Below are 22,711 nucleotides of genomic sequence, written 5' to 3'. Positions count from 1 at the left end.
TCTTAAACTTTTCATTTTCTGAATGGTTCTATTTGAGGTAAAGCCATCCAGAGGTTTTTTTAGATCCGTCTCCTAAATCCAAGATATAGAAATAGGTGCCTTCAGGAAGCGTTTTGGCAGAACCTTCCGCTTTTCCGTCCCAAGTGTTTTTATAGCCTTTTTGGTAGTAAACCAAATTACCCCAGCGGTTAAAGATTTCCAGCTGATTATTAGGATATCTTTCGATACAATCGATGTAGAAGAAATCGTTCTGGCCATCATCATTTGGTGAAAACTCGTTATAGATTTTCAGACAGTTTGGCGAAACAGTCGCGCTATCCTGATTGTTTGCCGAATTGGTGTCTATCTGATCCAGTTTTGTCAAATGCGCAGTGTTCAGATAATCATTAAAATCGACCACTTTAACCGTTAAACTTAGCGTTTGTACAGCTCCGGCATTGATTGATGGAATGCTCCAAATACCGGTTTTAGGATCATAAGTTCCTGAACTTACAGTTGAATTTACTAATGAATATCCTTTAGGTAAAGCATCATTAACTTCTACGTTTGTTGCCGTTAGATTGCCTAAGTTTTCTGCTGTGATGGTAAAGGTTACTTGAGTATCCATAGGAACATCTGTTTTATCGACTTCCTTGTTAATCGCTATATCAGTGGAAGGGATATTGATAAATTCAGAATCTTCATCATCTTCGCTTTGATCTCCGTTATCGTTATTTGGAGTCGAATCTGGATCAAATTGATTGCTTGCAGTTACCTGAGCGATATTAACAAAATCAACACTTTCCAGTCCAAACGGATTGGCAACAGTTGCCTCATAGGTTAGTGTAATGCCTCCTACAGGAACAGTCAAATCGACCCATTTGATAATATTTTTGCTAAAAACACCTCCATTATTGATATTTGAAATGTTCTTGAATCCAAGCGGTATCAAGTCTTCAACAGCAACTCCGGTAGCGGTGCTAGGCCCTTCATTGTTAATCTGAATAGTAAATGTTACCACTTCGTTTACATTGGCGTTTTTGTTGCTGGCTGTTTTTTCAAGACTTAAATCGGCAACGGCAATTTTAATTTGTAAACTATCATAATCGTCCTCTGTTGTAACCCCGTTATTTGGAGTCGAATCAGGATCGGGTAGGTTACTGGCTATAACTTCGGTTATATTGGTGTATTCGCCTGCTAGACCCGAAGGCTTATTCACTGTGGTATAAATATCTAATGATTGATCAGTTCCCGTTGGAATATTTCCGACATTCCAAATACCTGTCACATAATTGTACAAACCACTTGTAGGACTACTTGTTTGATAGGTAAATCCAGGAGGAAGCAAATCTTTTACTCGTACACCAGATGCATCTGCAGGCCCATCATTCGTAACGGTAACTGTGAAAATAACCGTTGAGCCCACATCATGAACGGCATCCTGATTAAGAGCTGTTTTTTTAATAGATAAATCTGCCATTACAATTACAGGCGTAACAGAAATACTGTCGTAATCATCTTCTGTCGCAATTCCGTTGCCTGGTGTACTGTCTGGATCATGTTGATCTGCCGTCATAATTTCTGCTATATTTAAATATTCGTCTGCAGTACCTGTTGGAGCTTTTACAAAAACATTTAAAATTAAAGTATGACTATTGCCAGCAAGTATAATTCCAGGAGTCCATTCTCCTGTTGCCGGATTATAAGCTCCCGAAGTCGAATTATAGAAAATATAATCATATCCAGAAGGAAGTACATCTTTGACAATAATTCCAGTAGCATTGCTTGGACCTGAGTTGGTTAATGTTATGGAGAATGAAATCTGCGATCCTACAGCAGGATTAAGTATGTTATTGATTACTTTTTTCTCAATAGAAAGATCTGCTACAGCAGGAACTGGCGTTAATAATACAGAACTTATATCATCTTCACCGCTAACATTATTATTTGGTGTTGAATCTGGATCCGGTTCATTTGAAGCATAAACCTCGGCAATATTATTATAATCACCTGTTGTGTTCACTTTTGCGCCTATGAGTAAAGATTCTGAACTTCCTGTTGGTATAGTTCCAATATCCCATATTCCAGTGGTATTAAAATATTGCCCAGCTGTTGAGCTGTATACGACATATTCGTAACCGCTCGGCAACAAATCTTTTACTTGAACACCTGTTGCAGTTTGCGGACCACTGTTTTTTACGGTTATTTCAAAAGTAACGGTAGCACCAAATATTGGACTAAAATTACCGCCGACTACGGCTTTTGTAAGTGATAAATCGGCCATAGGAACAACAGGAGTTGTTGCAATTTCAGCATAATCATTTTCTGTTGTGATTCCGTTATTTGGAGTCGAATTAGGGTCTGGTAGATTACTAGCAGTAACTTCGGCAATATTTGCATAATCTCCTGTCGGATTTACAACAGCGGTTATGCGTAATACTTGCGAATCTCCGTTTAAGAATGAACCAATTACCCATTTTCCAGTTGCTGGATTGTAAGTTCCTTTTGTGGTGCTGTAGTTAGTAAAAGTATATCCAGAAGGTAGTAAATCTGTCACTTCCACTCCTGTAGTATTTTGAGGGCCATTATTGGTTGCAATTACTTCAAAAATGACCTGCGTATCTATAAGTGGCGTCGCATTATTTACAGTTTTAGTTAAAGATAAATCGGCCGCTAATGGGTTTGGAGTAGTTGTTACTGATGCATAATCATCTTCTGTGGTAACTCCGTTGTTTGGAGTTGAGTCAGGATCTTCATAATCAGCTGCAGTTACTTCTGCGATATTAGTGTAATTTCCAGAGGCGTTTACAGTTGCTGTAATTTGAAGAGTTTCAGATTTTCCGTTTACGATATTACCAACGTTCCATAAACCTGTTGCTGGCGTATAGGTTCCTGTAGAAATTGTATATCCAGTAATTGTATATCCGGAAGGGAGCAAATCTGTAACTTGCACCCCTTTATTGTCATCTTTTCCGCTGTTGGTAATTATAACTTCAAAAGTAACTTGAGAACCAACTAACGGTACAGAATTATTAACTGTCTTTGTCAATGATAAATCAGAAACTGGCGGCGGAGGAGGTGTATCTGCTCTCACACCTACTGGAGCAATTGCATAGTCATCTTCCAATATTGCTCCGTTGTTTGGAGTTGAATCAGGATCAGGAAGACCAGCTGCGGTTACTTCTGCTATGTTCACAAAATTTCCAATTGCATTTGCTATTGCTGCAATTTGCAGTGTTTCTGATTGATTTTTTGGCAAGTTTCCAATATTCCATAAACCTGTTGCTGGATCATAAGTTCCTCTTGAAACGGTATATCTAGTAAAGGTAAATGCTGCAGGCAGTAAGTCGGTTACCTGAACACCTGTATTGTCCTCTGGCCCGCTATTGGTAACAATTATTTCAAATGTAATTTCTGTATTAACAATTGGAGTTGAATCGCTAACCGTTTTGGTTAACGAAAGATCAGAAGAAAGAGCTGTTGGAGTAGTTGCCGCTGTTGCATAATCATCTTCTGTGGTAACTCCATTATTAGGGGTACTGTCCGGATCAGGCTGATTACTTGCTGTAATTTCGGCTGTATTAGTGTAGTTTCCTGCAGTATTTACTACCGCTGTTATTTGTAAAGTATGAGTAGCACCAATTGCGACATTTCCAACGGTCCATAAACCTGTTGAAGAATTATAACTTCCAGCGGTTGCATTATAAGAGCTATAGGTGTAACCAGAAGGCAGTAAATCGGTTACAGCAACACCATCTGCTGCTTGAGGCCCATCATTGCTTACCTGAAGGTTGAAAATTACTTGAGAACCTACAAGAGGAGTTGCGTTATTTACTGTTTTAGTTAATGATAAATCGGCTGATGCTGGAACAGGAACCGTTGTGGCTTCTGCGTAATCATCTTCTGTGGTAACTCCGTTATTTGGCGTAGAATCAGGATCAGGCTGACTGCTTGCTGTAACTTCGGCACTATTGGTGTAGTTTCCATTAGCATTAACAGTAGCTGTTATTTGTAAAGTATAAGAATCTGAAATAGGCATATTTCCAACTGTCCAAACTCCTGTTGACGAATCATAACTTCCGGTTGTTGCGCTATAGGATGCGTAAGTATATCCAGAAGGCAGTAAATCGGTAACAGCCACAGAATTTGCTTCTTGTGGACCAGAATTGGTTACTTGAATACTGAAAGTTACCTGCGAACCCACAAGTGGAGCAGCATTATTTATGGTTTTAGTTAAAGATAAATCTGCCGATGTTGGAACAGGAACTGTTGTAACTTCTGCGTAATCGTCTTCGGTTGTAACTCCATTATTTGGAGTCGAGTCTGGGTCGGGAAGATTAGCAGCTGTGACCTCGGCTTTATTCGTATAATCGCCACTTGGGTTTACCCTCGCTACAATTTGAAGTGTTTCTGAATCACCGGTAACTAAATTACCCACTGTCCATATTCCTGTAGTCGTATCGTAAGTTCCTGTAGAAATGGTAAATCCAGTAAAAGTATATCCAGACGGAAGAATATCTGTCACTTGTACGCCAAAGTTGTCCTGAGGGCCATTATTGGTTACAACTACTTCAAAAGTAACTAACGAACCTACTAAAGGTGTAGTATTATTAACGGTTTTAGTTAAAGATAGATCTGAGGATTGTGGAATAGGAGTAGTGGTTGCAGTTCCATAATCGTCTTCTGTTGGCACTCCGTTATTGGGTGTAGAGTCAGGATCTGGAGTATCACTATTGGTGACTTCTGCAATATTCGTATAATCTCCTGTTGGATTAACTATTGCATTAATCTGTAATGTCTCAGATTCACTGCTTTCTAATATGTCTAGTGTCCATAAACCAGTTGTACTGTCATAAGTTCCGCTTGTAGCATTAAAAGTAGTGAAAGTATATCCAGAAGGCAGTAAATCGGTTACTTGAACTTGGGCTGCATCTTGCGGACCACTATTAGTGGTGATAATAGTAAACGTTACCACAGAGCCTACCAAAGGAGTAGCATTACTCAATGTTTTTGTCAATGATAAATCGGCTGCTGGCAGTATAGGAGTTAGCACCACACTGTCTTCGTCATCTTCGCTTTGATCTCCATCGTCATTATTAGGCGTACTATCAGGATCAGGAAGATTACTGGCAGTAACTTGTGTTATATTTTTGTAATCTCCTGTTGGCAATACTTTTGCATCTAGGATAAGTGATTCTGTAACGCCAACATCGACCGTACCAACATTCCATACTCCAGTAGTACTGTCATATGTTCCAGCAGACGAACTGTAATTTACGTATTGAAAACCAGAAGGCAGTAAATCGGTTACCTGTACTCCAGTTGCATTATTTGGACCGTCGTTTGTTATTTTAAGTTCAAACGAGACTTGGCTTCCAACTACAGGACTTGTATTACCCGTAACTACATTTTTGGTTAAAGATAAATCGGCAGAAGGACCAATAAAAGTAATTTCAGCATCGTCTTGATCATCTTCAGAAGCAACATTGTTATTTGGTGCGCTATCTGGATCTGGCAAATCACTAGCTGTTATTTGTGCTACATTTAAATAATTTCCTAAAGGATTTACAAAAGCATTAAAGGTCAGATCAACATTAGAGTTTGCCGCTATCGTTAAATTTGTCCATTCGAGTGTCGCCGTCGCAATCTGATAGGTTCCGCCATTAGATACTGATCCAGGTATAAGCGTGTATCCCACAGGAATAACATCATTTACAGCAACTCCAGTTGCATTTCCGGGACCATTGTTAACGACATTGATAGTAAAAGCTACCTGTTCTCCAGCTGCTGCAGAAGTTGGATTTACAGATTTAGTAAGTTCTAAATCAGCTTGTTTTAAGGTAATATTGGCACTTGCCATATCATCTTCTGGCAATCCATTCCCAGGAGTACTGTCGGGATCAAACTGATGGGCCGTTTCTATTTCAGCGGTATTGATATAATCATTTGCGGAGGTAACAACGTTTACTTTGGCTGTAATTTGTAAAGCAAGAGAGTTTCCATTGTTTAGATTGCCAACATTCCAAATTCCTGTGGCATTATTATATTTTCCGCCACCATTGTCACTTACATAAGTATAGCCTGGAGGCAATTGGTCTGATACTGTAATTCCAGTTGCATTATTAGGACCGCTGTTGGTCACTCTAATGGTAAATACAACATTATCGTTTATGCTGACAGTTGCTGGAGAAACGGTTTTTTGCAGTGATAAATCGGCTACATCAAGTACTACTGTCGCGCTGTCCTGATCGTCTTCTGCAGGGTTTTGGTTGTTAGGCGTACTGTCAGGATCAAATTGATCGGATGCAAAAACCTCTGCATTATTTACATAAGATCCACCGCCTAGAATAGTAGCTTTAAATGATAAATTTAAGATACTGCCACTCGGAATTGTTACACCGCTCCAAGTGATGGTATTATCGCCAACATTGTAGATTCCTCCTGAAGTCACCGTTCCGGCAACTAGTGCAAATCCCATTGGAATATAATCACGGATGGCAACATTGGTCGCTGTAGCAGATCCGCCCAATGAGTTGTTATTAAAAACATTTATATTGAAAGTAACCACATCTCCAATGCTTCCTGTTGTTGGTGTTACTGTTTTTGTCAATTCAAGATCTGCAATCGATAAAATGGTTAGGTTCATAGTATCTGATGAAACAGCACAGTTACCATTACTGACAGTCCATTGTAGAGTATATATTCCAGGAACAGTTCCGGTTACTGCTGAAGTAGGAGAGTTTACATCCATAAAACCTATAACGCTTGGCCCAGAAACCTGACTCCATTGACCAGTGCCGACTGTAGGAACGGTTGCATTTAAATTTACAGCTGTAAATTGGGGAACTATTTGATTTGGTCCTGCCTCTGCAGTTGAAGGATTTGCATAAATGGTCACTAAAACAGTATCTTCAGAAATACATCCGGTTGTGGTTATTGTCCATTTAAATGTATAAGTGCCAGGAATTAATCCTAACATCAGCGAGTTTGGATTATTTGGAGCTGATATTGTAGCCGAATTAGGTCCAGAAACTTGTGTCCATAGTCCTGTGCCAATAAGTGGAGTATTCCCCGCCATCGTTGTTGTTGTAGCATTACAGATTTCTTGATCGGGGCCGGCGTTGGCTACGGTCGGTGGATTATCGTTAAAAGTGATGTTGACAGTATCTGAGGTTGGCTGACATAATGAAGGACTGGTAAAAGGACCGTTAGTAACCGTCCAAGTCAATACATAAGTGCCTAAAACATTAATATTCGATAGGGTAGTTACGGGACTGTTTGGATTGTCAATGACAGCATTTCCACTGGGAGGCTGAGAATCAAATGTCCATGTACCAATACCAACTGTTGGTGGCACAGCAGCTGTTTTGTAAGTGGTTTGACAAGCAACAGTATCATCAGGACCTGCATTTGCTGCACTTGGAGGAGCATTCATTACAATTCTCACAATGTCAGACAATGTTCTGCAGGACGGACTTTCAAATACCCATTCCAAAATATATAAACCAGGTACTGTTAAACCGGTAACAGTAGTCAATGGTGCAGTGGGAGTTGTTATTACAGCTACGCTTCCAGCAGGTTGAGATGCAAAACGCCATTCAAAAGTGGTAACATCTGGCGGAGGAACATTTCCGCTTAAAGAGGCAGTTCCATTAACATCAGAAATACATAAAGTTTGATCTGGACCCGCATTGGGCGGGACACTTGCTCCGCTAAAAATTTCAACATTCACAGAATCAGATGATCCTGGGCAAGTAGAACCATCAGGAAAAGTTGTAGAGCTAGTCGTATAAGTAAAAACATAACTAGTTCCAGGAACAACAGTAGCATTCGCAATGTAGCTATTAGGAGGTGTCTGCGTTATAACAACAGCTGCTGGATTTCCAGATGTGCTGGTAAGTGTCCAAGTTCCAGTTGAGTTTTTATTTCCTGTTAGCTGAATGCTGGTAACATCGCAATAGGTTTGAGTAGTTCCTGCATCTGCCGTTGGCGTTACTACCACAACCATATCATCAAAAGTACCCTGACATAAAAAGATACTTTTGGCTGTAATAGTCCATCTAAAAGTATATGTACCTGCTGCAAGTCCGTTAATTACCGTATTTGGATTAGTCGGATCAACAATATTGGGCTGATTAGGAGCACCAGTCAACACTGACCATTGGCCTGTTTCAAAAAAACTATCATAAGTACTTCCTGCCATTGTAACGCTGGTACTGGCACAGACATTTTGATCTGGTCCTGCAACAGCTTGATGGGGCGGAATACCGATAGTTAAATTAACATCATCGAATGCTTGACCACAGACCTCGACTTCTATTGTCCATCTAAATATATAATAGCCGCTATAGGTAAACGTAAAGACAGCATTTGGATCATGTATATCACTTATGGTATAGCTTCCTACACCAGAAATTCTTGTCCAGGTTCCAATCCCTCCCGCACTTGCAGTGGCCGCCATTGTTATGGTATTGCCACAGATTTCCTGATCAGGCCCTGCATTTGTAGCTGGCGGAGTGTCTGCTATCGTAACTTTAACATCACTTTTATTAGGAAGACAAAGTCGGAGTCTGTTTTCTATTGCCCATGTAAAAGTGTATGTTCCGCTAGAAACAACCGTAACCGAAGTGTTTGGATCGTTTATGTTTGCAATAATCACCCCCGTGGTCGGTACAACGGTCCATGTTCCAAAATCTTGAGGATCGGTTGTATTTCCGCTAAGATTAAATGAGGTTGTACCATTAGGATAACACGAATCAGGGCCGGCATCTGAAGTGGTTGGAGCTGTACTGTTATTGGTAATAATTTGTACAGTATCAGAAATTGCTGCGCTGCAAGAAGGACCTGGATTTACATATGATATCGACCATTGAAGTTCATAAAGAGAGGCAGCAACGGTAAAACCAGATGCAACAGCATTAGGATCATTAACATTGGAGAAGACAACTGTACTAGGTCCTGAAATTTGGCTCCAAGTTCCAATTTCCCCACTTTGTGCAGGTGTTGCCGACATAGGTACTTGCGAACTTGCACAGACTACTTCGTCTGGTCCAGCATTTGGAGTGCTCAATGAAGTATCAGATACATGAATGGTTACTGAAGATACAGAAAAACCGCAAGTAGCACCGCCACCTTTTGTTATATATTGAAAAACATAAGACCCAGGTATAAGACCTGTTACCTGAGTATCTATGGCAAAGTTATCGGCAATTACAGCTTGATTAGGACCACTAAGCTGACTCCAAAAATGCATACCATCACCTGTAGCAACCCCAGAAAGCATTGTACTGGTATCACCGCATGGCAAACTTACATCAGATCCGGCATTAGAAGGGGTCGGGTCGCCAGAGGCAAGAATATTCAAAGTATCAAAACCGTAATCACAGCCAGAAGTAAGTGAACCGTCTTGACTTCTGATAAATTCAACGGTATAATCTCCTGCTACAGTAAGAGTTAGAGTTAGAGAATTTCCAACATCTTGCAAAGCAGTGGGAAAGGGGGCAAGAGGTGAGTTAGCTGGACCGCTTACAATTCGGTACTGATTTACTCCTGATCCTGTAACCGTAAGCGGAATAGTAAATACTGTTGCATCACAGCTTCCCACCATGTCATCTCCGTTGTTAGCAACAATGGTTCTAGTTGCTCCGTTAAATTGTACATGATAATCTTTAGTAAAAATACAGCCTGTATTGCTATTAGTAAGCGTATATCTAAAAGTATATGGATCACCTTGATCTGATATATTTGTAACTAATGTTGTTGGGTTTGTTGGAGCAGCTATTACAGCGCCAGTGTCTCCCGCTATTTGTGTCCATTGAACAGTTTCACCAGCATAAAGAGGAGTTTGTGCTGCTAAAGTTACTTGCGTAATTGTATTGTCGCAAAAGAAAATATTTTCATCACCGCCAGGAAGAGTCGTAACGTCTTGTGTCGCCGCTGGAACATTAATTACAACCAAATCATTGCCAGAAGCACAAGGTCCAGTTACCGTCCATCTGAAAGTATAAGTTCCTTGAACAAGATTTGAAACTCCTGTATTATTAGCGTTAGGATTGGCAATGGTTGGCGTATTTGGACCGCTTACAAATGTCCACTGTCCATTTTGTCCGTTAAGACCGCAGCCGCCATAAGTTGCATTAAGATTAGTGTTTTGTGTTGTAGTGTAACAATTGCTTAGCGTTTGATCTGGTCCTGCAGAAACGGGTTTAACACCTCCATAATTGGTTACTGTTATTTGAGAAGTAGTTCTGCAACGCTGTCCAGGAGCATATTCTGGCCCTTCAATAACCCATTGTAGTGTTGTAACGCCACAGCTTGTAGCAGGCAAAGTTATCGTTGAGGTAGGCAGATTCGGAAAATTAATTACCACTCCTGCATTATTAGCGCCAACAATTTCCCAATGGCCTGTTTCTCCAGTGTTTTGAGGTGCGTTTGCTGTTATAGATAAATTTCCAGTGCTATTAGGACAACTCGTAATGTTGCCTCCTGCATTTGCCATAGTTATAGGCTCAACATTTACGACTTTATCCTGATAGGCTGTAATTCCGTCACTACAAGTTGCGCTATATCTAAAAATATAGGTATTTCCTCCTGTGTAGCCAGAAATGGTAGTACTTGGGCTAGTTGGCGAATTAATAGTTACAGCTGGCCCAGAGATTTGAGTCCATTTGACTGTACCGATAATTGGGCTAGGATTATTCCCAGTTAAAACCAATGCATCGGTTGCACAAATGGTAACATTTAAAACTCCAGCGTTTACAGTACAGTTTTGCGCATTTGCTTGAAAAGTAATAAGAAAAAGTAATAAGCCAGCAAAACCCAGTTTTTTTGATAAAGTAAAAATTCTCCAAGAAAAATAAAATTGTGCCATAAGCAATCAGGAATGAAAAGGCAGCACAGCAAATTACAACTACCTCGAAATTAATAAATTGATTTTGAGCATTTAATTGTAGTTAAGATTTGAATATATTTGGGGTTACTCAAATTTAAAGAAAGATAGCTATGAAATGTTTTTTAGTATGTTGCATATTATAAAATGAAACATAAAAAATAGATTTTGCAACAATAAAAGGCTTTATAACAAGGCCAGTAAGCGTTTACTGTAATAATGTACTTCATCTTATTTTTACAAAAAAAGTTTGAGTAGAGTGAAATATTTTAATAAAATTTAGTTTTCAAAGCTCCAATAAAGTCGGGCAGAAGGTAAATTATGAGAAATAACAAAGGGCTGTCTTTTTTGACACAGCCCTTTTATGAATATTTTTTGAAAATTAAAATGCTTCACCAATTCTAAAATAAATTCCCCAGTCTCCTTTGCCGACTGCACCGTCCAGGCCAACATTGAATTTCGATTTTTTGAAAGGATTGTATCGATAACCAACACCGCCTCCCGGATACATTTTCCAGTCAAAGTTTGGAGTGTCAGAACCGTATATGGTTGCGATACCAAAAAAGCCAACCAATCCCATTTTCTTTCCAAAGTTATATCGATATTCGCCTTGAATATCCATTAATCCTGAACCCCTGTATTTTCCTTCAGAATAACCGCGAATATCTGTTCCGCCAATAGTGCTTTGCTGTTCAAATGCAACATTTCCAAGACCGAACTTTCCGTAAAAACGTGCCGCAATAACATCTTTGCCTTCTCGGGTTGGGAAATATTTATTGGCTTGAAAAGAAATTCGATTCGATGCCAGTTCGTTATCTAAAAATTTCGGATAAGTAGACCAGTCCATTCTAATTTTGTAACCCGTTGTCGGATAGTAAACGGCATCTCTCGTATCGTACAATAAATTAAAGACAACTGCATTACTATGAGAAATAGAAGAAGGAGAAATATTATCTTCATAAACGGTATTGTAATTTGCGTAAGTATAAGAAAGTCCGCCATAAAACTTGCCAACAATTTTGCGTTGACCTCCCAAACTCAAGATAGTTGTTTTGGTTCCATAATCGTAAAAATCGGGCTGATCGATATCATCCACATAAAATTGTGAATTCTGATTTCCGGTAAAAAAGAAAAATTTCAAACGCCATTTGTCTTCATTTAAATACCATTTATTAAAGAATGCTAATACATACGATTTATTGGTAGTATAAATGGCTGACATTCCAGACAGTGATTTCGGCGAAATAGTATCGGCTTCATTCACTTTATACATCATCATCGGAATTGCACCAAACATAAAATCAAGGTTCCGATTATAGCTTAGATAAGGCATTACTCGCAGTTCGATTTTCTTTTCTTTTGTTTTTTTCGGAACCGAATCGGTAATTTTTTGACCGAAAGAAGGAGAAATAAAAGCTATAAAAAAGAGTAAAAGTAGAAAATGCCTCATTGTATAATTTGTTTAGTGAAATTACATTGGCGTATAGTTCTTGGTTTTTCGGGTATATGTAAATTTAAATAAAAAATATAAGTATTTGATATAAAAATAATTAAGTTTATACGGGTGGGTTAAATATAGAAAGCAGTCTTTCTAAGGCATTTTTAGAATGCAGTTGTTCACCGTTGCTTAAAGTGTCAGTTAAGGCCTTCGCAGCTCTTTTTAGCATTCTTTTTTCAAAATAAGAAATAGCAGTTTTCATATCAGAAAATAGATTACTCGTTAAACAATCTGCCAATTCAAAAGCATCAAGCATAGCCAGATTAGCGCCTTTTCCTGCAAAAGGGGGCATTCTATGTGCTGCATCGCCAAGAATGGTAAGGTTTTCTTGTGTTTCCCAAGATTGGTTTTGCGGAAAATAATACTGTGGACGAAATATAAAGTGCAATTCTTCACTTTTAAAAAATTCATGCCACTCAGAACTCCAATCTTTGTAAACCTCTTCAAACCAATCAAAAATCATCTGATTGTTTGTAAAATCCAAATCATTTTCTGCAATCTCGTTCTCAGGAATTTTACTGCTAATAAGAAACATTAAAGAACCGTCTCCTTTTGTGCCGTACATGATAGTCTGTTCATTTCCTAAAGCGAGCACTTTTCCGCCTTTTGAATATTCAAAAAGCTTAGGAGCATTTTCTTGGGCATTATAAATTGTACCTTCAATCATGGTTATGCCAGAATAAATGTTTTTTTGCGTGCTTAGATAAGAACGAATTTTAGAATTTGCTCCATCTGCGCCAATTACCAAATCGGCATAAACATTTTTTCCATTTTTAAAGAACAATCTCCAGCCATTATTTTCTCTTTCCATTGAAAGAAATTGACTATCCCAAACGATAGTTTCTGGTAAAAGCGAATGCAATAAAACAGCTCGAAGTTCTGAGCGATCTATTTCTGGACGTGGTTTTGATATATCCTGAAGTGAATCATGGTTCGCGTTTGAAGTTTCTTGAAAAGCCGTTTTTTTAATAGTATGCTCATCAAATTTCAATTCAAAATTCTGATTTACAATTCGAGCTTTACTAGCATTTGGGCGGGTCTTTTTGTAAAACTCATCTAGTAAATTTGCTTTTTCCATGGCTATTAAACCTGAATCTTCGTGTAAATCTAATGGAGAACCTTGTACACGAACTTTTGAGTTGAGGTCTCTTTCGTAAACCTTTACATTTATATTTTGCAACTGTAAAAGACGGGCTAATACTAAACCGCCCATTCCGCCGCCAACAATGGCAACCTGTTTATTTTGTAGTAACATAGTTTGTAGTTAAAATCTATGTTGCAAAATTATTTAGAGGAAAGAGCAGATAATAGTATAAATCGGTCATTTTTGTTTTGAAAAAGCTCTTTTGGCAGCGAACCCGAAATTTTTTTGATTTCTTTTATGAAATGTGTTTGATCTGTAAAATTCTCCTCTGGAAAAAGTTTCCCTTTTGCAATATGTTCTAATGAAGCACGAAAACGAAGAATCGAACAATAGGCCTTTAGCGAAACACCAAAATATTGATTAAAATACCGATTAATTTGACGGCTGCTCCAATTAGATTGCTCTGATAATTCTTTTACGGTCAGATTTCCGTTGGTTTCATAAATGAGTCTAAATAGTTTTTGTTTTCGAGTATCTATTTCTTTTGCTAATAAAGACTCGATTTTTGAAGAAGCTTTTTCGTAAAACAATTCAAAATCATCTAAATCATTTTCGTTAAAATCCCAAAAGTTGTTTTCAAGCAGTTTTCCTGAGTTTAAAATTTCAGTAATGCTTTCATGGAAAATACATTCAACAGCAGGAAGTTTAAAACTGATCACAAAGGTTAAGCTATTGGCTGGAATTATCCCTTTTTCATACTGTTGCGTTCCTAAACCTAAAAGTCTAATTTGAAAAGAAGTTTCAGCGGTTTTCGTTAAAGACAAATCAATTCGTCCATCAGGAAGGCCAATCGTTTCCAATGTTTGATCCGATTTATTTTGCATGCACCAAAAGCTATCTACAAAATCTAATAGCTTTTTGCTGGGTTTTATGGATTTGTATGCTAAATCGTTGAACATTTTATCAAATTTTAAAGTGAAAGTAAACAAAATGTATTTATTTCTAAGAAAAGAATCGCTTATAGAAAGCTTATAAGAGACTTTCTAATTCGATAAAAAGTACTATGAAAAACTTAACATTGGATAAGTTGTTGTATATTAGTTGTTTGTGTTTGTTTTTTAGGAGCAATGAAAAACTTAACATTGGCGAATGTCTTTTTCAATATATCTTTGTTTATTATTTTTTGATGTTAATTTAATGATTTAATAACATTAAAAATTAGTTTAATTCAAAATAAATTTAATCAATTTCTTAAAATTAACAGAATAATGGCAAAAGAAATACTTGTTGATGAAATCAATCAGGAAGCAGAAGCTGTTTCGGTTATCTCTAATGACGAAATCGAACAAAAAGAGACTCCAGTTCTAGAATCTGCTGAAACTCCAGAAGCAAAACCAAAACCTAAAAGAGCTCCAAAAAAAGTGGCAGAAAAAGAGGGTAACACGGTAGAAGAAGCAGTACAAGAACCAACACAAATAGAAGAAATTTCATCTGAGGCTGAAGAGGAAACATCTGAAGAAAACAACAATCAGCCAAAATCTAAAAAGAATAAAAAAATGAAAGAAAAAGACAAAGACAAAGAGAAAAAGAAAAAAGCTGTTGCTAAGAAAAAAGAAAAAGCAAAAGATAAAAAGAAAGAGAAAGCTAAAAAAGCAAAACTAAAAGCTAAAGCTAAAAAGAAAGCAAAAGCGCAAAAAGCGAAGGAAAAAGCAAAAGCGAAAAAGATTGCTAAAAAGAAAGCAAAAAGATCTAAAGCAAAGAAGAATAAGAAGAAATAATTGTTAATGATTAATTGTGAATGGTGAATTATTAATTGTTGAAGGTTATGTAGGATAGCTATAACTTTTTGACATTGTCAGGCTGAGCGTATTCGAAGCCGAGCAAGATTAATCCATCTCAATAAAAGTATAAAGCCACAGATTACAAGATTGATACAGATTTTAAAAAATCATTTTAATCCTGTAATCTGTGGCTGTTTTTATTGCAGTTTTCACATTTCACATTTCACCATTCACATTTCACAATCCACAATTCACAATTTTTGAGTTTTTTTCTCTATTGCAAGTTTGTCAATTTTTTGAAGAAATTCGGGGTCAAATTCGGAGTAAGCACGCAATCTGTATTTTTCGTCTCTAATCTTCATTACGAGACGAATCTTCTGTACCATCAGCCAAATCGGCTCATATCTTTTGTGGCCAAGCAAATATTGAATTTTAAGAATAGATATTTTTCGGTGGGAAAGTGTCATTAATTCAATGCAAATCATCCAATAACGAATCGGGAGATTGGAGTTTTCCATTACAGTTCCCGATTTTAGACTGGTTCTGCTACCGCATTTTCTGCACTGAAATTTTAAATCATTCTGACGAAAAGAATGTACGTTATGCCCACATTTTCGGCACAAAAGTCCATTTTCTAGACGTTTGTTTTTGAGCTCTTCAATGCAAGTTGCTTCATCAGAGTATTTTTCAAAATAAGCGCGTAATTCCATTTATATAATTCCTTATTTAGGTTTCGAAATATAAAATATTTTGAAGAAATGAAGATCAAGTTGGAATAAAAAATAAAATGTTTTTTTGCGTTTTCTGAATAGGATTTGATTGTGCCGATATATTTCGCCCACTTTGGGCTTTGAGTTATATAGCAGAGCTCCGGAGGAGCGCAATATTTATAGAAAGAAACAGCACAAAAGCTATAAAGCTCCGGAGGAGCGACATAAAAACAGGTTTAAAAAATAAAAAGGAATACTCGCGAGAACGACTATTCCTTTTTATCAAGGGGGGGCAAAACTTTGTTACAATTTACCTGCGATTTCTTTTTTATACTTATTAAGGATAGATTTTGTCATACCTAAATTAGCTTTTGTAGAATCTACAGCCAAATAAATAAAATAATCTTGATTATCAGACACGTCTATAATGTGAATTTGAGAGCTTAATGTAATCATTACATTGTCAATAACTTGACCGTTTAAATTCAAAGCTTTAATAGCATTCATTTTGGCTTTTACTACTTCAAGGTTGTATGCAGATGCCAATTCTGGGTCAAAATCTGCAACTGCAGAGTGTGAATAATATGACATACCGCTTGCGATTTCAGCAACAGATACTGCGATGAAACCTGGGACGTTCTTTTTTAGGTCTTCCCCAAATTGCGTTAAGAAATCAGACATAGGTTTTTAGGATTTAATTAGAATGAATCGTTTTGGATAAAGCAAAATTAGTTATACAATATTATTTAATTATCCGTAATGCGTACCTATTTTTAGGCAAATAATAAAATTAACATAAGTTCTAAAAATCAGTTTTTCTGATTTCTTCAATTGAATTTTGTTTTGATTTGAAAATGAAATAATTAAACGAAAAATGCTTCTGAAAAAGCGCTGCTGCACCATTTCAAAAGCATTTTCATTTAAGCAAAAAATAATTTTTTACTTGATTTCTGTTATAAAATCTTCTTGCGGAGTTCTTACTTTTTTCATGTTTACCAACCAATCATTTTCATGATCTCTGTATCCTAGAGGTAAAACTAAAACACTCTTTAATCCAAGTTCGTTTAAACCTAAAAGGCTGTCTACTTCAGCAGGAATAAAACCTTCCATTGGAGTTGCATCTACTTCTTGTTCTGCAGCTGCAGCGATTGCAACACCAAACGAAATGTAAGCTTGTTTTGCAGCGTGGTTAGCGTGCCATTCTTGTCCAAGCGGCTCGTACATTCCCCAAAGTCTTTGTTTGTATTCGTCCATTGCATCAGCAGGAATTCCTCTTTCAGCAATTGTTCTGTCAAAAACAGCAGAAATTTTTTCTAAACTATAACCGTCCCAAGCAGCCCATACCAAAACGTGAGAAGCATCTGTAACTTGACTCTGGTCAAAACTAACCGCTCTAAGTTTGTCTTTTAATTCTTTGTTTGTGATAACGAAAATCTTGTAAGGCTGTAATCCAGAAGAAGATGGAGCAAGCTTTGCAGCTTCAAGAATATAATCTACTTTTTCTTGCGGAACAGCTTGTCCGTTCATTTTTTTTGTAGCATAACGCCACTTTAGTGCATCTATTAAGGCCATTTTTTTTTATTAATTTAAAATTGTTTTCAAATGTAAACACTTTAAGTGTATTTTTGTCATCCGATTACCAAAAGTAACTGTAACATCGAGGTAACTTATAATAGAACATGCTAAAACAACTCGACCACGATCCTAAAAAATGCACGCAGCACATTATGGCGGTGCATGATGCTATGTACATCTTAAACGGAAGATGGAAAATTTCTATAATTGCATCACTTTGTTTTAACACCTTAAGATTTACCGATTTATTGCGGGAAGTAGAAGGCATTTCGGGAAAAATGTTGAGCAGAGAACTAAAAAACCTTGAAGAAAATCAATTGGTTACAAGAACTGTTTTGAATACGCAGCCCATAACGGTCGAATATCAGTTAACAGAATATGGGCATACTTTAAAAGAGGTAATTGATTCTTTAGCAAAATGGGGACATAATCACAGAAAAAAGATTACGGGTAAAGAGTAAATCAGCTTTTGAATTCTGAAATTCTCTTAAAAAATCCTTGTGTAGCCAGTTTTTGCTCCGTTTCTTCAATAGCTCTCAAAAGATTGTTCTGATTATCGGTGATTTCGTTTAAAGCATTTTTCATCACCGTCCAAACGGGTTGCATTTTTACGACCAGTTCTTTTCCTTTGGCGGTAAGCACAATTAATCTCTTGCGTTCGTCTAATTTGTCTTTTTTAGAACTGATAAGTTTTTGTTTTTCTAATTCCTTCAATAAACTTATAGTTGACGGATGGCTATAGCCAATTTCGCTCGCAATTTCTACAACACTTAGCATTTCTTTAATGTGAAGCGTATAGATTACAGGAAACCATTTCGGTTCAAAATCAATATCAAAAGATTTATAAATTAAAGCACCGTCTTTGCGCAACTGTTCGCTCAGACGCTGCAACCGCGTTGATATGGCTAATATTCCAATCTCGTCAATTATATTCATTTTTATTGATTTAGGTTTAAATGACAAAAAACATTATCGGGTTTCATTAATGGAAAATCAGTTGGAAGCGCTTCTTTTTCGATTGTTACAAAATTATTCTTTTCGTAAAAACGTAAAGCCGCCTGCAATAAAGAAACCGTTCCTAAATATAAGTCTTTAATTCCTTTTTCTTTGCTGTATGCAATTAGTTGCTCTAATAATTGCTGAGCAATTTGAAATTCTTTACCTCTGTATTCTTTCTTAACGAACATTTTTCTGATTGCTGCAGCTTCAGAATTGAATTTTACCAAAGCAATTGTGCCAACTAATTTTTCGTCTATAAAAGCACCAAGAAAAATCCCGCCTGGCTTATAGTAAAAGTTTTCAATGTCCAATAAATCAGGCTGATCTTCTAAAGTCACAGGAACATTAAATTCTTTTTGCTGAATGTGTAAAATCAAATCTACGATTTCATTTTCGTACTTATTTTGTATAGGCTGAATTTGCATTTGTCTTGTAAATTAAATATGTGTACAAAACTACGTAGTTAACTACATATATACAACAAAAAAACTGCTGAGATCAGCAGTTTTAAGTGTTTTTTATGATTTCAAACGATTTCTGTTAGAAAATTTTATTCTTTAACTAATACAATAACAGCTTTGTAGCCCGTACCAACATTCCATTCGCTTGACGAAATAACCTGGCCTTTATCGTCATAAACTTTAAATTCGGCTGTATTTGGAGAAGCAAAACCTTCGTTTAAAGCTTCAATGTCAATTTTGTTGATTCCTTTTACTAAGTTTATTTTCACACTTTTAAAATCACCATTTAAGAAAACTTCAGGCTCAATTACTTGATCGTTTAAGTATACTTTTACTTTATCGCCATCTACAAAAGCGGCATCGCGATACATAATGGTCGAAGTAACGGCTGTTGTATTGAAATTACCTAAAAACTGATTTCTTCTATAAAATATTCCCTCAACATTTGCTTCTGGCTTATAAAGATTAGTGTCTTTAAACAACTCGTCTGGATTAACCTGAAGCGGTGCAGGCTTCTCAATAGGCGCTGGCGGGTTTTCTTTAGGGGAAGCTTCTGCTGGCGGAATAACTTCTTTTACAGGAGATTTTTTTGCCGGAATCGATTTGAATTTATTATCAAGTTCCTGAGCAAAACTGTGCAATGAAAAGGAAGCAAAGGCAATTATCAAAAATATTTTTTTCATGTTTTTCTACTATTAATCTTGTGTGGTATTGATTTAAAAAATTAGATGCATCATAATCTTTTATATATAAACATTTTATGAAACCAAATATTGTCTTGCTAGGAATTATTTGTCGAAAAATTAACTTCTTTATAAGCAAAATTAAAGTGTTTTCTGCTGAAACTGAATTATCTATATATTCTTGTGAGATTTTGAAGATTCTTTCTTTTATATATGAAAGGGGAAAATGTTCTAAACGATTGATTTTAATTCCTGTTTTTATATTTTTTTTAACTGTAAGATATTGAATATTAATATTTTGTATATTTATTGTTCAATAAAATAATTTCTGGTATGAATAGGTTAAGTTTTATCTTTTTCCTTTTTGCAGTCGGTAGTTTTGCTCAGGAAAACAGCACAAATTCGGGTATTAAAAAGCAGATTGAAGATTATAATGCCTCATTTGCAATTGCTTTTACAAAAGGGAATGAAGACGATTTAGTAAAAGCGTATACAGATCAAGCCATCTTTATGCCTGAGCATAGCAGACAACGAGTGGGTATAAAAACGATTCGGGATTTCTACAAACAATGGTTGAAACAGGCAAAAATTACTTCCTATCAAAAAACAATTTTAGAATTACAGGATTTTGGAAACTATGTTTTGGAAATAGGAACTTTTAATGAAGACTTAAATCTAAACGAACAGAAAGCGTTTTCTTATATTGGAAAATATGCTGTTTTATGGAAAAAGCCTTCAAAAAAGGGCGTGCCTCCAACAATTGCAGCTGAAATTTGGGGTTCATCAAGTTATTTTGATGATAAAAATATTCCAGATATAAACGATATCGAAATTCCAAAGACTAAAAAATATATTCCGACAGACAAATTAACTTTGGAGGTAAAAGAAAGAAATAAAACCATTAAAGAGCTGGTTCAAAATAGGCAAGGAGCAGAGCATGCCAAAATGTTTATGCCAGACGCAATGTATTTAACTTATTATACTCCAATTCTTTCGGGTGAAAAGGAAATTACGGATTATTTTACAGAACATGAAAAACCGGGTACACTGCGTATCGAACAAATTTCGATTGAAACTTCAAATATTATTTATGCACAAAAAGCGATTGTAGAATTTGGTTTCTACAGTGTTGATTGGCGCGATGGTGACAATCATGGAAATGTAAAAGGGAAAAGCATCAATGTCTGGAAAAAAGACAGTAATGGAGAGTTGCTGCTTTTTCGCCAGATTGTAAATCATGATTAACTTTTTGGTCTTTTTTAGATATCATTTATTTCTTCTGTTTGTTGTTGAATACTAATAATTTTGTATAATTTTGAATCCATCTTTATCATTTTTACACGCGATGGGTCGATTACTTTGCATATTTTTTATTTTCACCACTTTTTATATTTATCCGCAACCTTCAACAAAAGAATGGATTGATAGTTTAAATACTATTGACAATCATGAAAAAAAAGTGGATTTAGCCCTAAAAATTGCTTCCCAACTTCAAGATTCTGATTGGGATAGAGCGATAAAATATGTAGAGCTGGCTGAAACAGAGGCAAAAAAAACAGACAAAGCCGATTTAGCTTTAGCTAAAGTTTATTTATCTGCTGGAGGAATTTACAGTTCAAAAGACGTACTAGATATTACCTTGCAATATTATTTAAAGGCTTATGAAATTTATAAAAGCAATAACATTCAAGATGAAATTGTTCAGGTAGAAAATAACCTAGCCATTACTTATGGAAAAACCAATAACCAAGAAAAAGCGCTCAAGTATTTCCTAAATGTATATCGTTATCAGAAATCTAAGAACCAGCCAGAAAAACTGGTAAAAATATTAAACAACATTGGTACAGCTTATCTTGGTAAAAGCTTAGATTCATCCCTGCATTATTATCATAAAGCCGATGCAATTGCAAAAAAACTAAAAAACAATACCTTAACAGTTTATGTGTACACCAATTTGGCTAGGGCTTATAGTTTAAAAAGAGATAAAAAAAATGCTGATTTGTATTTTGAAAAAGCTTTCTTATTAATAGATGCTCCTATCGATGATTCACTAAAAGCCTTTGTTTTTGAATCGTTTTCCGAATATAATTTACAAGAAAAAAAACTGGATAAAGTCATTTTAAATGCAAAAAAGTCTTTAGAATATTCTCAAGGAAATCCATTTGGTTTTTCTAGCATGCGTTTGAACAAAATGCTTTATGAAGCCTATTTAAAAATGGGTGATTATAAAAATGCGGTTTTTTATTTTCAGCAGTTCAATAAAATTAGTGACAGTATTAATATCGAACAAAAGGCCGTAAATCTAGAAAGAATAAAACTCGAACAAGATTATAAAGTCCGAAGCCAGATTCGAACTTTAGTTGAAGAGAAAACCAGATTTAAGTATTATGTGGTTGGACTAATATTGGTTATTGGAATTTTGACTTTAATTCTTTTGCTGATCCGTTATCGAAACCGAAATATTACCAATCAGTTGGAAAAAGAAAAATTAAAAGCCAAACAGCAGGAATTGAATCAAAGTCTCGAAGCCAAAAATATGGTTTTGGTAGGTAAGGCTATGGCCGAAATTCATCGTACCGACAATATCAACGAAATCCTGACCGATCTTAAAAAAATCAAACTTAAAACTGCTAACAAAGAATTACAGCAGGCAATTGATATTGTTTTGAAACGTCTGGAAAAAGACTTGAATGCCGATATCTGGAAAGAATTTGAAATTAGTTTTGAACAGGTTCATAAATCTTTCTTCGATAAACTGACCATCGATTATCCGACACTTACTCCAAAAGAACGTCGACTTTGTGCGCTGCTTTATTTAGATTTAACTACAAAAGAAATTTCCCAAATTACAGGACAATCCTTTAAATCGATAGAAAATGCCAGAACTAGATTGCGCAAAAAGTTCGATTTAACCAACGAAAAAGTAAATCTTTCCACTTATCTGAACAGTTTTAAAGGCGATTTGTTGTAAAATAATTTTAAGTGTAACTGTTTGATATAGTTATTTTTAATTTAAAAAGAGTGTTTTCTGAGTGCTCTATTTCTGTCTGCGA

At 36.1% G+C, this 22,711-nt stretch carries 13 protein-coding genes and 1 pseudogene; 4 read left to right on the top strand and 10 right to left on the bottom strand.

Going from position 1 to position 22,711, the window contains the following annotated elements; translation table 11 throughout:
- Nucleotides 1–28: 28 nt before the first annotated feature.
- The 4 genes from BSF41_RS00330 to BSF41_RS00315 all read right to left on the bottom strand — a co-directional run bounded on the left by BSF41_RS00330 (nucleotide 29) and on the right by BSF41_RS00315 (nucleotide 14,408).
- Nucleotides 29–10,849, bottom strand: coding sequence for a gliding motility-associated C-terminal domain-containing protein (locus tag BSF41_RS00330; protein WP_095927547.1), 10,821 nt, complete (start codon nucleotides 10,847–10,849; stop codon nucleotides 29–31).
- A gap of 400 nt (nucleotides 10,850–11,249) precedes the next feature.
- A complete protein-coding gene (locus tag BSF41_RS00325) occupies nucleotides 11,250–12,317 on the bottom strand; it encodes a BamA/TamA family outer membrane protein (RefSeq protein WP_095927546.1) in 1,068 nt (355 codons plus the stop codon).
- 106 nt (nucleotides 12,318–12,423) lie between these two features.
- Entirely contained in the window at nucleotides 12,424–13,620 is a 1,197-nt protein-coding gene (locus BSF41_RS00320) for an NAD(P)/FAD-dependent oxidoreductase (protein ID WP_095927545.1), read from the bottom strand.
- A 29-nt stretch (nucleotides 13,621–13,649) separates the two neighbouring features.
- Complete coding sequence (locus tag BSF41_RS00315; protein ID WP_095927544.1) at nucleotides 13,650–14,408, bottom strand: AraC family transcriptional regulator; 759 nt, start codon at nucleotides 14,406–14,408, stop codon at nucleotides 13,650–13,652.
- Between the two features lie 309 nt (nucleotides 14,409–14,717).
- Here BSF41_RS00315 and BSF41_RS23870 point away from each other — a divergent pair, with 309 nt between their 5' ends.
- The gene (locus tag BSF41_RS23870) at nucleotides 14,718–15,227 is read left to right on the top strand and encodes a hypothetical protein (RefSeq protein ID WP_216359034.1); all 510 of its coding nucleotides are present in this window, start codon (nucleotides 14,718–14,720) and stop codon (nucleotides 15,225–15,227) included.
- A 263-nt stretch (nucleotides 15,228–15,490) separates the two neighbouring features.
- Here the strand turns inward: BSF41_RS23870 and BSF41_RS00305 are convergent.
- The 3 genes and pseudogenes from BSF41_RS00305 to BSF41_RS00295 form a co-directional block, all read right to left on the bottom strand.
- Nucleotides 15,491–15,940 (bottom strand): annotated as a pseudogene (locus BSF41_RS00305) (transposase); the annotation flags it as partial.
- 303 nt (nucleotides 15,941–16,243) lie between these two features.
- Nucleotides 16,244–16,621 carry a hypothetical protein gene (locus BSF41_RS00300; protein ID WP_095927542.1) on the bottom strand — a complete coding sequence of 126 codons (378 nt, stop codon included), beginning with the start codon at nucleotides 16,619–16,621 and terminating at the stop codon, nucleotides 16,244–16,246.
- Between the two features lie 258 nt (nucleotides 16,622–16,879).
- Complete coding sequence (locus BSF41_RS00295) at nucleotides 16,880–17,512, bottom strand: nitroreductase family protein (protein ID WP_095927541.1); 633 nt, start codon at nucleotides 17,510–17,512, stop codon at nucleotides 16,880–16,882.
- Nucleotides 17,513–17,619: 107 nt separating this feature from the next.
- Here BSF41_RS00295 and BSF41_RS00290 point away from each other — a divergent pair, with 107 nt between their 5' ends.
- Nucleotides 17,620–17,976, top strand: a complete 357-nt coding sequence (locus BSF41_RS00290; protein ID WP_248726529.1) for a helix-turn-helix domain-containing protein — start codon at nucleotides 17,620–17,622, stop codon at nucleotides 17,974–17,976.
- 1 nt (nucleotide 17,977) lies between these two features.
- On the opposite strand, the gene BSF41_RS00285 is transcribed toward BSF41_RS00290, so the two are convergent.
- The 3 genes from BSF41_RS00285 to BSF41_RS00275 form a co-directional block, all read right to left on the bottom strand.
- Nucleotides 17,978–18,451, bottom strand: coding sequence for a MarR family winged helix-turn-helix transcriptional regulator (locus tag BSF41_RS00285; RefSeq protein WP_095927540.1), 474 nt, complete (start codon nucleotides 18,449–18,451; stop codon nucleotides 17,978–17,980).
- 2 nt (nucleotides 18,452–18,453) lie between these two features.
- Nucleotides 18,454–18,939: a GNAT family N-acetyltransferase gene (locus BSF41_RS00280; protein ID WP_095927539.1), complete on the bottom strand. Its 486-nt coding sequence runs from the start codon at nucleotides 18,937–18,939 to the stop codon at nucleotides 18,454–18,456.
- A gap of 125 nt (nucleotides 18,940–19,064) precedes the next feature.
- Nucleotides 19,065–19,658, bottom strand: a complete 594-nt coding sequence (locus tag BSF41_RS00275; protein WP_095927538.1) for a hypothetical protein — start codon at nucleotides 19,656–19,658, stop codon at nucleotides 19,065–19,067.
- A 333-nt stretch (nucleotides 19,659–19,991) separates the two neighbouring features.
- Between BSF41_RS00275 and BSF41_RS00270 the strand changes: the two genes are divergently transcribed.
- Entirely contained in the window at nucleotides 19,992–20,903 is a 912-nt protein-coding gene (locus BSF41_RS00270) for a DUF4440 domain-containing protein (protein ID WP_095927537.1), read from the top strand.
- 100 nt (nucleotides 20,904–21,003) lie between these two features.
- Nucleotides 21,004–22,629: a LuxR C-terminal-related transcriptional regulator gene (locus BSF41_RS00265; RefSeq protein ID WP_095927536.1), complete on the top strand. Its 1,626-nt coding sequence runs from the start codon at nucleotides 21,004–21,006 to the stop codon at nucleotides 22,627–22,629.
- Nucleotides 22,630–22,711: the final 82 nt, after the last annotated feature.

The sequence above is a fragment of the Flavobacterium sp. ACN2 genome, assembly GCF_002303885.1.
In the GTDB taxonomy this organism is placed as follows: domain Bacteria; phylum Bacteroidota; class Bacteroidia; order Flavobacteriales; family Flavobacteriaceae; genus Flavobacterium.
The sequence above is the reverse complement of the archived record's forward strand: the minus strand, read 5'-3'. Positions and strand labels throughout refer to the sequence as shown.

Bases quoted from the DNA above. Each gene is read 5' to 3' on its own strand.
- BSF41_RS00330 (WP_095927547.1), bottom strand. From the start codon at position 10,849: ATGGCACAATTTTATTTTTCTTGGAGAATTTTTACTTTATCAAAAAAA.
- BSF41_RS00325 (WP_095927546.1), bottom strand. From the start codon at position 12,317: ATGAGGCATTTTCTACTTTTACTCTTTTTTATAGCTTTTATTTCTCCT.
- BSF41_RS00320 (WP_095927545.1), bottom strand. From the start codon at position 13,620: ATGTTACTACAAAATAAACAGGTTGCCATTGTTGGCGGCGGAATGGGC.
- BSF41_RS00315 (WP_095927544.1), bottom strand. From the start codon at position 14,408: ATGTTCAACGATTTAGCATACAAATCCATAAAACCCAGCAAAAAGCTA.
- BSF41_RS23870 (WP_216359034.1), top strand. From the start codon at position 14,718: ATGGCAAAAGAAATACTTGTTGATGAAATCAATCAGGAAGCAGAAGCT.
- BSF41_RS00300 (WP_095927542.1), bottom strand. From the start codon at position 16,621: ATGTCTGATTTCTTAACGCAATTTGGGGAAGACCTAAAAAAGAACGTC.
- BSF41_RS00295 (WP_095927541.1), bottom strand. From the start codon at position 17,512: ATGGCCTTAATAGATGCACTAAAGTGGCGTTATGCTACAAAAAAAATG.
- BSF41_RS00290 (WP_248726529.1), top strand. From the start codon at position 17,620: ATGCTAAAACAACTCGACCACGATCCTAAAAAATGCACGCAGCACATT.
- BSF41_RS00285 (WP_095927540.1), bottom strand. From the start codon at position 18,451: ATGAATATAATTGACGAGATTGGAATATTAGCCATATCAACGCGGTTG.
- BSF41_RS00280 (WP_095927539.1), bottom strand. From the start codon at position 18,939: ATGCAAATTCAGCCTATACAAAATAAGTACGAAAATGAAATCGTAGAT.
- BSF41_RS00275 (WP_095927538.1), bottom strand. From the start codon at position 19,658: ATGAAAAAAATATTTTTGATAATTGCCTTTGCTTCCTTTTCATTGCAC.
- BSF41_RS00270 (WP_095927537.1), top strand. From the start codon at position 19,992: ATGAATAGGTTAAGTTTTATCTTTTTCCTTTTTGCAGTCGGTAGTTTT.
- BSF41_RS00265 (WP_095927536.1), top strand. From the start codon at position 21,004: ATGGGTCGATTACTTTGCATATTTTTTATTTTCACCACTTTTTATATT.